Source organism: Lactobacillus sp. UCMA15818 (assembly GCF_030400225.1).
Classification (GTDB): Bacteria; Bacillota; Bacilli; order Lactobacillales; family Lactobacillaceae; genus Liquorilactobacillus.
Genome location: NZ_VJYB01000002.1, coordinates 182,192 through 196,940 on the forward strand (window position 1 = coordinate 182,192; position 14,749 = coordinate 196,940).

The following is a 14,749-nucleotide window of genomic DNA, read 5'->3' on the forward strand; positions in this document are numbered from 1 at the left end:
GTGAAAGTCGAAATGAGCCCTGTAGAAATAAAAAAGAATAAACCTTATCTTGAGTGGGGATTGACTGAAAAAGAGTACAACTTTATTTCTGAAAAGTTGTTGGGACGATTACCTAACTATACTGAAACCGGACTTTTTTCTGTTATGTGGAGCGAACATTGTTCATATAAAAAATCAAAGCCTGTCTTGCGGGAATTTCCTAACCAGAGTGAACGAGTACTGCAAGGACCGGGAGAAGGTGCAGGAATTGTTGATATTGGTGATGATCAAGCAGTTGTGTTTAAGGCAGAAAGTCATAATCATCCGTCAGCAGTGGAACCTTATGAAGGTGCAGCGACTGGAGTTGGAGGAATAATTCGTGATATTTTCAGTATGGGTGCAAGACCGATTGCAATGCTTGACTCGCTACATTTTGGTGAGATTGACAACCCGCATACAAAGTATTTAATTAATGAAGTAGTCGCAGGAATTGGCGGGTATGGCAACTGCATGGGTATTCCAACTGTTGGCGGTGAAACAACTTTTGATGAGTGTTACACAGGTAATCCGCTGGTAAATGCAATGTGTGTTGGTATTATGGATCAAAAAGATATGCAAAAAGGACAGGCTAAGGGTGTTGGCAATGCAGTTATGTATGTAGGAGCCAAGACTGGACGTGATGGGATTCATGGGGCGACATTTGCATCTGCAGATTTTGCAGACGACAAGGAAACACAACGTTCGGCCGTTCAAGTTGGTGATCCATTTATGGAGAAACTCTTACTGGAAGCTTGTTTGGAATTAACTAGTCAGCATAAGGAATGGTTAGTTGGGATTCAGGATATGGGTGCGGCAGGAATTGTTTCTTCAAGTTGTGAGATGGCATCCAAGGCTGGCAGCGGAATGGAACTAACATTAGATAGTGTGCCGCAACGAGAAACCGAGATGTCGGCATATGAGATTATGTTAAGCGAATCGCAAGAAAGAATGTTGCTGTGTATTCGTGCAGGTTTTGAAGAGAAGGTCAAATTTTTATTTAAAGATTACGGATTAGAGGCAGTTGTCATTGGCCGTGTTACATCTGGGAACAACTATGTGTTAAACCATCACGGTGAGGTTGTTACCGACATCCCTGTCTCAAGTCTGACAGATGATGTTTTAGAAGAACCTAGCGAGGAAAGAAAGCCAGAAAGAATTATCCAGGCTGAAAATTCAACTGACTGGGTTCCAGAAATTCTAGATGTTAAAGAAACATTACAGCAATTATTGGCTCAACCAACAATTGCTTCCAAAGAAATCTTCACACAAACTTACGATTCGCAGGTTAGAACTAATACAGTTGTTGGACCTGGCAGTGATGCTGCTGTTTTACGCATTAGAGGAACAAAAAAAGGGCTTGCAATGACATCTGATGGCAATGGACGTTTTGTATATCTTAATCCATTTGTTGGTGGACAAATTGCGGTGTTAGAAGCTGCAGCGAATTTAATCGCGAGTGGAGCACTTCCTCTAGCAATGACAGATTGCCTGAATTATGGGGATCCAACTGATCCCGAAATCTATTGGGAGCTGCATCAGTCAGTTTTAGGGATGTCAGAGGCTTGTCGTGTATTAAACACCCCTGTAATTTCCGGCAATGTCTCACTTTATAACGAAAATAATGGCGAAGCGATCTATCCTACACCGATGGTTGGAATGGTTGGCTTAGTCAAGGATATTAATAAGCATTTGACTAATACTTTTAAAAATAGTGGAGCCAAGATATTCTTAGTAGGCAAGACGCACGCTGATTTCGCAGGGTCAGAGATTCAAAAAATGGTGACTGGTGAAATCACGGGTACGCTGCATGCCATTGATACAGAGCTTGAAAGCCAGAAGTTCTTCAAATTACTGCAAGCAATCGAAGCAGAGTTAGTGGATAGTGCTCACGATTTGAGTGAGGGCGGACTAGCTGTTGGTTTAGTTGAAAGTACTTTTTCGAGTGGTTTAGGATTAGAAGTTGCATTAAAAACAATGAAAGCACGAGACTTATTCAGCGAGACCCCGGGTAGATTTGTGGTGAGTGTGATTCCTGAAAATGTTGAGAAATTTGTTGAAATAATGGGAAATGATTGTATTGAAATTGGTGAGACAACCGCAAGTCAGCAGATACACTTGAAGTGTCAAAATGCGGATTTTGAGATTCAAGGTGCAAAAGCTCAAAAAATTTGGGAGGAAGCAATACCATGCCTTATGAAATCAAAGGATTAAATGAAGAATGTGGTGTCTTTGGTGTTTTTGGTACGGCAGAGGCAAACCATCTGACATATTTTGGTCTACACAGTCTGCAACACCGAGGACAAGAAGGTGCCGGAATTGTTGTGAGTGATGGCGAGAAGCTGCAACAGTTTAGAAATCGCGGCTTGCTGGCAGAAGTTTTTGCAAATAAGGAGAACTTGGATAATTTGGTCGGAAATGCTGCAATCGGACATGTGCGGTATGGAACAAGCGGTAATAACATTCTTGCTAATGTACAGCCATTTTTATTTCATTTTGGCGATGGTGATGTTGCACTAGCTCATAATGGCAATCTTACGAACGCTGAGACAATTAAACGTGAGCTTGAAAAGGAAGGGGCTATTTTTCAGTCTACTTCAGATACCGAGATTTTAATTCATTTGATTCGACAAAAGAAACATCTGGATTTTATTGATGCACTCAAAGCGAGCCTAAACCAAATTCATGGCGGTTTTGCATTCTTGTTATTACGCGAAGATAGTCTAATTGCAGCATTAGATCCAAATGGTTTTAGACCATTATCAATTGGTCAACTTGCGAATGGTTCTTATGTTGTTGCTAGTGAAACCTGTGCTTTGGACATGGTAGGGGCAAAGTTGGTGCGAGATGTCCAACCAGGTGAACTAATAATCATTGATAAAGATGGACTGCACATTGATCGCTATACTGATGATACTAAGTTGGCAATTTGTTCGATGGAATATATTTATTTTTCACGTCCAGATTCAATTATTCATGGCGTGACAGTGCATAATGCACGCAAGAAGATGGGAAGATTACTTGCTAAACAGTCACCGCTTGATGTTGATATGGTAATCGGTGTGCCTAATTCTTCTTTGTCGGCTGCAAGTGGATATGCAGAAGAAAGCAGATTGCCTTATGAAATGGGTTTGATTAAAAACCAATACATTGCAAGAACTTTTATTCAACCAACACAAGAACTTCGTGAACGTGGGGTCAAGATGAAATTATCTGCTGTTCGTGGAGTTGTTGAGGGGAAAAAGGTAGCGATTATTGATGACTCGATTGTTCGTGGAACTACGAGCAAGCAAATTGTCAAGTTACTGAGGGATGCTGGTGCCAAGGAGGTTCATATGCGTATTGCCTCACCACCCCTACGCTTTCCATGTTTTTATGGGATTGATATTTCAACGCGTTCTGAACTTATGGCAGCTAATTACTCTATTGCTGAAATGTGTAAGGAAATTGGTGCAGACTCACTTGAATTCCTGACTATTCCAAATTTAATTAAAGCAATTGATATTCCCGATGCAAAGTCTGCTCCAAATGGAGGCCTGTGTGTCGCTTACTTCGATGGTAAGTATCCAACTCCCTTATATGATTATGAAGAGGGATACTTGAAGTCATTAAAACATCAGCATGAATTGGAGGTTGGTGTAAGATGAGTAGATATCAAGAGGCTGGTGTGGATGTAAATGCGGGATACGAACTTGTTACTCGAATCAAAGAAGAAGTTGCAAGTACCAAACAACCTGGTGTACTAGAAGGTCTTGGGAGCTTCGGTGGACTATTTGATTTAGGCGAATTAAAGATTAAACATCCTGTCTTGGTATCAGGAACTGATGGTGTTGGCACAAAATTATTGATTGCACAAAAGGCAGATAAGCATGAAACAATTGGAATTGATTGTGTTGCAATGTGTGTCAATGACATTGTTGCACAGGGAGCAAAACCGTTATTTTTTCTGGATTATATTGCAACAGGTCATAATGATCCCAAGAAAATGGCTGCAATTGTCAAAGGGGTTGCGAATGGCTGCCGGCAGGCAAAAGTTGCGCTGATTGGTGGTGAAACAGCTGAAATGCCCGATATGTACGCAGTCGAAGAATATGATCTAGCAGGCTGTGCAACTGGGGTTGTCGAAAAAAGCCAACTTTTAACTAATGAAAAGCCGCAAGCAGGGGATATTTTGATTGGTTTACCATCAAGCGGACTGCATTCTAACGGCTTTTCGCTGGTAAGACAAATTCTTTTTAAGGATAATGAGCTTAAACTTTCAGATAAGCCAACAATCTTCAATGGTAGGTCAATTGAACAAGTGTTGCTTGAACCAACTAGAATATACGTTAAATCTTTGTTACCATTATTAGATGCAGCAATTGTCAATGGAATTAGTCATATTACTGGTGGCGGTTTAATTGAAAATCTGCCGCGAATGTTTAGTGAAAACCTGCAGGCCCAAATTAAGTTCGATTCTTGGCCGGTGCTTCCAATCTTTGAGTATCTAAAAGAGCAGGGTAATTTATCAGATGCAGACTGCCTTGAAGCATTTAATATGGGATTAGGAATGGTAATCGCAGTTTCTCCTGCTAATTTAGAAAGAGCAAAAGATATTTTGACCTCTGAAAAGGAAGAATTTTATGTTGTTGGTGAGTTAGCTGCTAGACCTGTCGATTCTGAAAAAATTAGTTTTAAGTGAGGCAATTGATATGAGAATTGCAATTTTTGCATCAGGCAATGGAACGAATTTCGAAATATTTGCGAGCTTATTTGAGAAAAAAGAACTCCAAGGTGAATTAGCGTTATTATTTTGTGACCACCCGAATGCTCATGTAGTGGAGCGTGCGAGAAAGCACCATGTGACTGTCGAGACATTCACTGTTAAGGAGTCTGGAGGCAAAAAAAAGTATGAAGAAAAAATAACCAGATTACTTAAGCAATATAAGATTGACTTTATAATTCTTGCAGGCTATTTGAGAGTGATAGGAGCTCCGATTCTTGATAATTATGAAGGTAGAATCATTAATCTTCATCCGGCATATTTACCAGAATATCCTGGGCTTCATTCAATTGAACGAGCTTTTGAGGACCAGAAGAAGCAAACCGGTGTGACAGTTCATTATATTGACTCAGGTTTGGATTCTGGTCCAATTATTGCACAAGAGCGAGTTCCAATTCTTGAAGATGATACTGTTGAGTCTTTGGAAACGCGAATTCATGCATGTGAGCATAAATTATATCCTCAGGTCGTAAAATCTATTTTGAATGAATTAATTGAAAAAGGAGAATAATTAAAAATGAAACGAGCTTTGATGAGTGTTTCTGACAAAACAGGATTGGTACCATTTGCACAAAAGCTGATTGAAAATGGTTTTGAAATCATTTCGACTGGTGGAACAAAACGAGTTTTGGAAGAAGCGGGTGTAAAGACTATTTCAGTGGAGGATGTGACTGGCTTTCCAGAAATTCTTGATGGACGCGTAAAGACATTGAATCCATTTATCCACGGCGGTTTACTTGGACGAAGAGATTTGCCAGAGCATGTTGAAACGATGGAAAAGTTGCATATTCAACCTATTGATTTGGTTTGTGTAAACCTCTATCCGTTTAAGGAAACAATTGAAAAGCCAGATGTCACACTTGCAGATGCGATTGAGAATATTGATATTGGCGGACCAAGCATGTTGCGCAGTGCCGCAAAAAATTATCATGATGTGACTGTTGTTGTGGATAGTACAGATTATCAGGTTGTCGTAGATGAATTGGACGAACTTGGGGCCACAAAGTTAGAAACACGTGCTGGATTTGCGGCCAAGGTTTTCAGACATACAGCTGCTTATGATGCGTTGATTGCAGGGTATTTAACTGAAAAAGCAGGAGTTGTTGCACCAGAGAAGTTGACATTAACCTACGATTTGGAAGATACAATGCGTTATGGTGAAAATAGTCATCAAAAGGCTTGGTTTTACAAGGATGCATTGCCAAAAGATTACGCAATCACAAATGCTAAGCAGTTGCATGGCAAGAAATTGTCTTATAACAATATTAAAGATGCAGATGCCGCTATTCGAATTGCTCGTGAATTTGCTGAACCAACAGTTGTGGCACTCAAACACATGAATCCTTGCGGAATTGGCAGAGGAAATTCTCTTGAAGAAGCTTGGGATAGAGCTTACGCAGCCGATTCCATTTCAATCTTTGGCGGAGTAATTGTTTTAAATCGCAAGGTTGATTTGGCAACGGCTAAGAAAATGCATGCTTTATTCCTAGAGCTTATTATTGCACCCGCATATGAAGAAGAAGCTTACGAAGTTTTAGCCAAAAAGAAAAATGTTCGTCTGCTTCAGCTGGACTTTACAAATAAAGATGAGCAGCCTAACAAGGAAACTGTTTCTGTAATGGGCGGTTTACTTGTGCAAGAACAAGATGTCTTGGAAGAGAATCCTGCAAAATGGACAGTCGTAACGGAAAAACGGCCTACACCAGAACAGTTAAAAACGCTTCTATTCGCTTGGAAAGCAGTTAAACACACTAAGAGTAATGCGATTGTTGTCACAAACAATAATCAAACTCTTGGAATCGGGGCAGGACAACCCAACAGAATTGATTCAACCAAAATAGCGATAAAAAATGCGGGTGATATTTTGGATGAGACAGCCGTATTAGCTAGTGATGCATTCTTTCCAATGGATGATTGTGTGGAATATGCTGCAGAACATGGAATTAAGGCAATTGTGCAGCCCGGTGGTAGTATTCGTGATAAAGATTCAATTGCAATGGCTAATAAATACGGAATTACGATGGTAACAACTGGTATCCGTCATTTCAGACACTAAGTTGGGGGATGTAATTGTGAGTAAGAAACTTAATTTGTTGGTGGTTGGTTCCGGTGGACGCGAGCATGCCATCTGTAAATCGTTTAATGAAAGTCAAAATGTTGCTAACGTGTACTGTGCTCCTGGAAATAGCGGGATGGTATCAACTGGAATAAATACTGTAGATATTTCGGAGTTGAATTTCAAGGACTTGGCTGATTTTGCAGTTGAAAATCAAATCGATTGGACTTTCGTTGGACCGGAAAATGCGCTTGTTGCGGGTATTACTGATTATTTCAGAGAGCGTAAACTAGCGATTTTTGGGCCAAATAAGTTTGCAGCTCAACTAGAAGGTTCGAAAGACTTTGCCTTGAAATTCATGGTAAAGCACAATATTCCGACAGCTGATTATCAGACTTTCCAGAGTACGGCGGAGGCTATCTCGGCACTTGCAGACTTTAGTGTTCCCATCGTGGTTAAAGCAGATGGACTTGCTGCCGGAAAAGGAGTTACAATTGCAGGATCAAAGGCAGACGCGCAAAATGTTATTGGTGAGATGCTTGCAAATGGGGAACACCAAATTGTTCTTGAGGAATTTTTGACTGGTCCAGAATATTCTTTGTTTGTTGTGGTTAATGGAACTGATTTTCAGATTTTACCAATGGCGCAAGACCATAAACGTGCATACGATGACGATGAAGGACCCAATACAGGTGGAATGGGAGCTTATAGTCCTGTTCCACAGCTGTCAAAGAAAGATTATCAAGAAATGATTTCAAAAATAGTTGAACCTTCAATTAACGGTCTGAATAAAGATGGTTTTGATTATCATGGTATCTTGTATATTGGGTTGATTTTGACTGATCATGGACCAAAGGTTATTGAATATAATGTCAGATTAGGCGATCCTGAGACCCAAGTCGTATTGCCGCGGTTAAAAACAGATTTTGCAGAAGTAATTGATAATTGCATTAATGACATAAAAATGAAACAACTAGAGATTGATTCACAGGCATGTCTTGGGATTGTCCTAGCTGCGAAAGGTTATCCACATGCTCCTGTTAAGGGACAATTGCTGCCTGATTTTGGTAAAAGACTAGGGATTTCAATTGATTATGCGAATGTGACTGCAAAAGATAACCGATTGTACGGCAATGGGGGCAGGATTCTTAGCGTTGTAGCACTGCAAGACACACTCAGTAACGCGCAAATCAAGGCATATGAATACATAGACAGCCTTGATTTTACTGATTGTTATTATCGTAAAGATATTGGAAAAAAGGCATTAAAGTAAGATATCAGAATCTTAAAATATAATTATACAAAAAAAGTGTAACGAAATGGAGTTGTGACATAAGTCGTGAAAATTTTGACTTATGGAACACGTTTATACGGAACAGGGGGGTGGGTCAAAAGTTAACTTTTGACCCACCCCCCTGTTCCACACTTTTTAAAATAAGAAGTTGTATTAAGTTGAAATAAAGCCGCAAATAATCAGATTGCTAATGCCAAAAGAGCACTTTTAATTGTATTTCCGAGGTCGATGCAGCCTTCTTTAATCTGTTCCTCTGTAATTCCAGTAAAATTAAGTCTAAGGTGATTTGCTTCTTTTGAGGTTGCAAATAAAGAGGAACCTTCCAAAAAGGCAACTTTTTTTGTTTTGTTTAATAAGTCACGTGCATCAAGTGATTCAGGTAAGTCCACCCAAATGAAAAACCCGCCCTTTGGCTTAGAAAAACTGCATTCTGAAGGAAGATTTTCTGAAAGTCCAGTCAGCATTGCATCCATTTTCTGTTGATAAGCAGTCCTTAGTTCAGAGATATGTGCTGCAAGATCATTATGTTCCAGATACTCATCAATGCCTTCCAACAAAATGTTTGAAGATTGGCAGTCATAAGATAATCTTAGTGATGACAGCTGCTTAACAATTTCTTTGGCACCAACTAACCAACCACAACGAAGAGCAGGTGACAGAATTTTTGAAAAACTTCCTAAAGTAACAACATTCTCAGTTAAGTCAAAGGATTTAATTGAAGGAAGTGAATTACCAGCATAACGCAGTTCACGGTAAGGGTCATCTTCAATAACAATGACATTGTATTTAGAAGCTAATTCAGCAAGTCGTCTTCTTTTCTCGACAGACATACAATAGCCTGTTGGGTTTTGGAAATTGGGGATGGTATAAATGAGTTTGATATCATTGTCCTCCAATGTTTCCTCTAAAACATCGATATTCATCCCGTCGTCTTCCATTGGTATTTCATAATAAGTTGGTTTGTGTTCATTAAATGCTTCAAGTCCACCTGCATATGTAGGTGCTTCAACTACAACGCCGTCGAAATCATCGAGAAAGAGCCCTGCGAGAAGTTTAATTCCTTGTTGTGCACCTTGTGTCAGCATAATGTTTTCGGGCATGCAACTTGTGCCAGTTGTCTTAGTATAATTAGCAATTTTTTGGCGTAATGGTTCATATCCTAACACTGAACGATATTGGAAAATTTCAGCGGATGCATTCTTTATTCTACTCTCGAATGCATTGTTAAGTTCTTTTTTCGGAAAAAGAGCAGGATCTGGATAGCCACCCGCAAATGAAATCAAGTCAGCTCGGCCACTCAACGCGAATAATGCGTCAAGGCTAGTAGGTTCTTGATTTATGCGGCTTGAAAAAGTTGGTATCATAATAAATCCTCCTCAGATATTTTACTTGTTTTGTTGATATTTAAAGTGTACCGTTAATTTTATATTAAGTAAAATTCATTTTTTTCAATTTAAGATGAAGAAAATTCACTATTAAAATATAGAGGTGTTAAATATGTCCACATTTTCTTATGCAGTTTTCAGTGAGGTTGCAAAACGCAAAACCTTTTTTGCTGCAGCAACGCAATTAAATGTTACACCTTCAGCAATCAGCCATTCGATTGCAGGTCTAGAAAAGGAACTTGGATTTGCATTATTTATTCGCAACAGAACAGGAGTAAAGCTGACTCCAGATGGACAAAAGGTCTTACCCGTTATTCAGGATATCTTAAATTCCGAGGCAAAGTTGTCAGAAGAAGCAGCACGAATCAATGGATTAAACCAAGGACGAATTAGAATTGGAGCATTTAGCAGTGTTTGTATCAACTGGTTACCAGATATTATTCAGAGTTTCAAGAAGAAGTATCCAGAGATTGAGTTATCAGTTACACAAGGAAATTTTAATGAGGTTGCGGAACAAGTACGGTTAGGAACGCTTGATATCGGTTTTAGTGCCCTGCCAATCAAGGAAAAATTAGAAGTTTTGCCGTTGCATCGTGATCCAATTTATTGTGTCGCTCCAGAAAGTTTTAATCCACAAGCGGGAGTAGTTACGAAAGAAAACATTAAAAATGAAAATTTTATTTTGCAACAAATAGATTACGATCGTGATACAAAAAGGGCCCTAGATACTTATGATGTTTCAGTTAATTCAATTCAATACAGTATTGATGATGCCTCCATTATTGCCATGGTAGAGAGTGGGTTAGGACTAGGCATTTTACCCGAGCTGGCTTTGCAAAAATTATCAGGAAACGTGAATCACTATCCTTTTAAAGAACATTTTTACCGTACAATCTGCTTGATTTCTCATTTTGAAACGAAACAAACGCCTTCGACGAGAGCATTTGTTAATGAGATTCAAAAGTATGTAACAAAACGGTATCCACAAGAGAAAAACGACTAACTGGGTTACTAATGAACCAACTAGCTTTACAGAATTAACAATCTAAGGATATATTCTTTAGATTAAACGGGTGTAAGTCGGCCACCCGATGGTGTAACCACACAAGTAGAAGTCGTAAGACATTTGTACTACTATCCCAAGTAGGATGTTAGTTACAAGGGGGGGGTCAAAAGTTAATTTTGATTCAGTTCCTCTACTTATTCCGTATAAACGTGTCTCATAAGTCAAAATTCTCCGTCTAACTTCGAATTACTCATAGCAAAGTGCTTACTATGTTCGTAATTTCGAGTTAGTACTCAAATTTTCCCGACTTATGGCACACTCCCTAGTCGATATGCTATCATGATAAAATATGATTTCATAAAGTGATATCTATTATAAATTTTGAAGGGGGTAAGTTAATGAGGGAGCTAACCGAAGGAAGTCCAATTAAACTTATTTTAATGTTTACCATTCCATTGTTAGTAGGCAATCTTTTTCAGCAATTATATAGTATTTCGGATACTCTGATTGTTGGACAAACTCTTGGAGTTAATCAATTGGCGGCTGTTGGGGCAACAGGAAGTATCCAATTTTTAATAATTGGTTTTGCTCAAGGATTGACAGCTGGCCTTTCTATCATTACAGCACAATATTTTGGTGCGGGTAATTATCGTAAAGTTCGGCAAAGCTTTGCCATCAGTATTATAATCAGCGCTATTGCAACTGTTATTTTAACTTCTTTGAGTCTTTATTTTATTGGTGATATTTTAAATCTGATGCAGACACCAAAGGCAATTGAAGCTGATGCACAGCTGTTTATCTCAATTATTTTTGGAGGAATCTTCTCTTCTATGGCATTTAATCTATTGGCAAATGTTATTCGTGCACTTGGGGATAGCCGGACACCACTTTATTTTCTGATCGTTGCAGCAGTTGTTAACATTATTCTTGAACTGATTTTTATTTTGGTATTTCATATGGGAGTTGACGGTGCAGGATATGCAACGGTGATTGCCCAAATTTTCTCAGTGATATTATGTATTATTTATATTATGAGAAAGATTCCTTTACTACAGGTCAAGAAAAAAGATTTTACAACTTTCTCAATGAAAGACTTTAGACAGCATCTCTATATTGGATTGCCAATGGCCTTTCAAGCATCAATCATTGCAATTGGCGGTATTATGATTCAATCTGCCTTAAATGGCTTAGGAACAACTGCTGTAGCTGCTACAACGGCAGCAAGCAAGATTGATCAAGTGGCAATTCAACCAATGATGTCTTTTGGGGTCGCGATGGCCACTTTTACTGCCCAAAATTATGGTGCTGGAAAGTATGGCAGAATTATAAAGGGTGTAAAGCAGTGTTTACTGGTTTCTGGTTTATTTAGCATTGTTGCAGGTGCCCTCGTTATCTTTTTTGGGAGGGACTTAGTTGTTTTATTTGTGGGCAATTCAGAAGAAAGAGTATTGCAGTTAGCGCAAGTTTATTTCAATGCTAACAGCAGTCTATATGTGCTTTTAGCAACATTATTTATTTTGCGATATACACTGCAAGGTCTTGGACGCAGTATTATTCCGACCATTGCTGGGATTATGGAGCTATTAATGAGGTGCTTAGCTGCAATTTTCTTAGCAACAACAGTTGGATACGTCGGTGCATGCTTTGCTAATCCGTTGGCGTGGTTAGGTTCTTGTTGTGTATTGATTGTGTCTTATTTTAAAGCAATGCAGATGTTAAAAAAGAAACAATATGAAAAAGATCAGCAAGTATTGTAATTTTTTTAAAAGCATCATGAAAAATCAGTTTAAATTGTTGATTTGCATATTCAAATTTGATATTATGCTAAAGATTATTGAATGAAGGTAGGTAGGTCACATGGAAACAGAATTTGAAATTGGCGAAAAGGTCAAATGCAAAAAATTTGGAACATTGAGTCATGATTTTATCGGTGCAATAGAAAAAATTTATGAGAATTCAGCAATGGTGGCGATTGTGGAACATGATGCTACTGATGAAGTAGCAGTTAATGATTTTCATAATCGAGTAATTGTAAGACTGAAAGACATGAAAAAAGTTGCTGTAAAATAATACTGACATAGAAAGTGTTTTATGCTATACTACTGTTTGTTGTGCGGGTGTAGTTTAGTGGTAAAATTCCAGCTTCCCAAGCTGATGTCGCGAGTTCGATTCTCGTCACCCGCTTTTATAGCAGTTGCCATACAATCCAATTATGAAAACCAGTAGATTAGTGAATTTTTAAGCAACCTTGGGTTGATGTGAGCCAAGGATTGAAACTAATACGAAACGTATTTTCTAGGAAGACAATTAAATAATGAGTGGATTACTAATCAATTAGAGTGGTACCGCGGGTTTATCTCGTCTCTTACATTTTTTCAAATGTAGGAGTTTTTTTATACACAAAAAAGGAGAAGGTTATGGATTACAAAAAATTAGTTACAGATGCATTAGTTAAAGTTTTAGATGGTCAAATTCAAGAAGACAAAGTTTATCAATTACTTGAAAAACCCAAAAGTTTAGAATTGGGTGATTTTGCTTTTCCAGCTTTTCCATTGGCTAAAGTTATGCATAAAGCACCACAGACGATTGCAGCAGAGATTGTAGCACAGATTGATCAAACTGATTTTCAAAAAATTGCAGCAGTTGGGCCATACGTTAATTTCTTCTTAGACAAGCGTAATTTTAGTGCAGATATTTTGCAGCAAGTCATTGGGGAAGGTACGAAATATGGGAATCAGAATATTGGAAATGCGGGAAATGTACCGATTGATATGTCTTCGCCTAATATCGCCAAGCCAATGTCAATGGGGCATCTGCGTTCTACAGTGATAGGCAACTCAATTGCGAAGATACTGCAAAAAACTAATTATAACCCAATCAAAATTAATCACTTGGGCGACTGGGGTACACAATTTGGTAAGTTGATTGAGGCATATAAGCTTTGGGGCAGTGAAGAAGAGGTTAAGGCAGATCCAATCAATAAGTTACTTGAATATTATGTAAGATTCCATCAAGAAGATGTTGCTCATCCTGAATTAGATGAAGAAGCACGTGCGTGGTTTAAGAAATTAGAAGATGGCGATGAAGAAGCCGTTCATTTGTGGAAATGGTTTCGAGAAGAGTCGCTGAAGTCATTCATGAAAATCTATGGCATATTAGGTGTTGAATTTGATTCATACAACGGAGAGGCTTTTTACAATGACAAGATGAATGAAGTAGTTTCGTTGCTTGAAAAACGTCATTTGTTGAAGGAAAGTCAAGGAGCACAAATTGTTGATCTTGAGAAGTATGATCTTAATCCTGCGTTAATCAAAAAGACAGATGGAGCAACGCTGTACATTACAAGAGACTTGGCGGCTGCAATCTATCGTAAGCGGACTTATGATTTTGCACAATCACTCTACGTTGTTGGGAATGAACAGACAAATCATTTTAAGCAATTAAAAGCTGTCTTGAACGAGATGGGTGAGAGCTGGTCAGAGGATATCCATCATATTCCGTTTGGATTGATTACTCAAGGCGGGAAGAAGCTTTCTACTAGGGCAGGCAGAGTTATCTTGCTGGAAGAGGTTTTGGATGATGCAATCAAGTTAGCTGAAAAACAAATTGCAGCAAAAAATCCTAATTTGAATAATAAGGAAAAGGTTGCGGATCAAGTCGGAGTTGGTGCAGTAATATTCCATGACTTGAAGAACGAAAGAATGAATAATTTTGATTTTGATTTGGAAGAAGTTGTGCGCTTTGAAGGTGAAACAGGGCCATATGTTCAGTATTCACACGCGAGAGCAATGAGTATTTTACGAAAAGCGGATAATCCTGAATTAACTGCTGAGCTGACATATCAATTAGAAGATGAAGATTCATGGGAAGTTATTACTAAAATTGCAGCATTCCCAGCTGTAATTAAGCGTGCTGCTGAAGAATACGAACCATCAGTCGTTGCCAAATATTCTTTGCATCTTGCAAAAGCGTTCAACAAGTATTATGCACATACAAAAATTTTGGTCGAAGACAAACAAACGCTTTCAAGGCTTGCGCTAGTGCAGAGCGTTGCAACAGTGTTAAATGAGTCACTGCGTTTGTTAGGTGTGCAGGCACCTGAAGAAATGTAATTGTTGTATTCTAAATTATAAAATAACCAATTGCTTTCCATGTTGGATAGAAAAACATGGACTTATTCAGGTATTTAGACAGAAACAATAATGGGGCTGAATCAAATTTTAATTTTTGA

11 protein-coding genes and 1 tRNA gene are annotated in these 14,749 nt (G+C 38.6%); 11 read left to right on the forward strand and 1 reads right to left on the reverse strand.

Features of this window, described 5'->3' with window-relative positions:
• From purL to purD, 6 genes are read left to right on the forward strand one after another with little or no spacing between them, the layout of a single operon-like run.
• A complete protein-coding gene (purL, locus tag FFX44_RS03860) occupies positions 1-2,229 on the forward strand; it encodes a phosphoribosylformylglycinamidine synthase subunit PurL (protein WP_289978647.1) in 2,229 nt (742 codons plus the stop codon).
• A complete protein-coding gene (gene purF / locus FFX44_RS03865; protein WP_289978079.1) occupies positions 2,205-3,662 on the forward strand; it encodes an amidophosphoribosyltransferase in 1,458 nt (485 codons plus the stop codon). The genes purL and purF overlap by 25 nt, the downstream gene beginning before the upstream one ends.
• Positions 3,659-4,696, forward strand: coding sequence for a phosphoribosylformylglycinamidine cyclo-ligase (gene purM / locus FFX44_RS03870; protein WP_289978081.1), 1,038 nt, complete (start codon positions 3,659-3,661; stop codon positions 4,694-4,696). Before purF ends, purM begins: the two co-directional genes overlap by 4 nt.
• 10 nt (positions 4,697-4,706) lie before the next feature.
• A complete protein-coding gene (gene purN, locus FFX44_RS03875) occupies positions 4,707-5,288 on the forward strand; it encodes a phosphoribosylglycinamide formyltransferase (RefSeq protein WP_289978082.1) in 582 nt (193 codons plus the stop codon).
• A gap of 6 nt (positions 5,289-5,294) precedes the next feature.
• Positions 5,295-6,833, forward strand: coding sequence for a bifunctional phosphoribosylaminoimidazolecarboxamide formyltransferase/IMP cyclohydrolase (gene purH / locus FFX44_RS03880; protein ID WP_289978083.1), 1,539 nt, complete (start codon positions 5,295-5,297; stop codon positions 6,831-6,833).
• 16 nt (positions 6,834-6,849) lie between these two features.
• Entirely contained in the window at positions 6,850-8,106 is a 1,257-nt protein-coding gene (gene purD / locus FFX44_RS03885) for a phosphoribosylamine--glycine ligase (RefSeq protein ID WP_289978086.1), read from the forward strand.
• 200 nt (positions 8,107-8,306) lie between these two features.
• On the opposite strand, the gene FFX44_RS03890 is transcribed toward purD, so the two are convergent.
• A complete protein-coding gene (locus tag FFX44_RS03890; RefSeq protein ID WP_289978088.1) occupies positions 8,307-9,491 on the reverse strand; it encodes a PLP-dependent aminotransferase family protein in 1,185 nt (394 codons plus the stop codon).
• Positions 9,492-9,624: 133 nt separating this feature from the next.
• Here FFX44_RS03890 and FFX44_RS03895 point away from each other — a divergent pair, with 133 nt between their 5' ends.
• The 5 genes from FFX44_RS03895 (at position 9,625) to argS (ending at position 14,630) form a co-directional block, all read left to right on the forward strand.
• Positions 9,625-10,515: a LysR family transcriptional regulator gene (locus tag FFX44_RS03895; RefSeq protein WP_289978090.1), complete on the forward strand. Its 891-nt coding sequence runs from the start codon at positions 9,625-9,627 to the stop codon at positions 10,513-10,515.
• A 401-nt stretch (positions 10,516-10,916) separates the two neighbouring features.
• Positions 10,917-12,275 (forward strand): MATE family efflux transporter, encoded by a 1,359-nt coding sequence (locus tag FFX44_RS03900; RefSeq protein WP_289978091.1) that lies wholly within the window; start codon positions 10,917-10,919, stop codon positions 12,273-12,275.
• A gap of 100 nt (positions 12,276-12,375) precedes the next feature.
• Positions 12,376-12,588, forward strand: a complete 213-nt coding sequence (locus FFX44_RS03905) for a DUF2187 domain-containing protein (RefSeq protein WP_289978094.1) — start codon at positions 12,376-12,378, stop codon at positions 12,586-12,588.
• A gap of 43 nt (positions 12,589-12,631) precedes the next feature.
• Positions 12,632-12,702 (forward strand) — tRNA-Gly (locus FFX44_RS03910).
• A gap of 233 nt (positions 12,703-12,935) precedes the next feature.
• Positions 12,936-14,630 carry an arginine--tRNA ligase gene (gene argS / locus FFX44_RS03915; protein WP_289978095.1) on the forward strand — a complete coding sequence of 565 codons (1,695 nt, stop codon included), beginning with the start codon at positions 12,936-12,938 and terminating at the stop codon, positions 14,628-14,630.
• Positions 14,631-14,749: the final 119 nt, after the last annotated feature.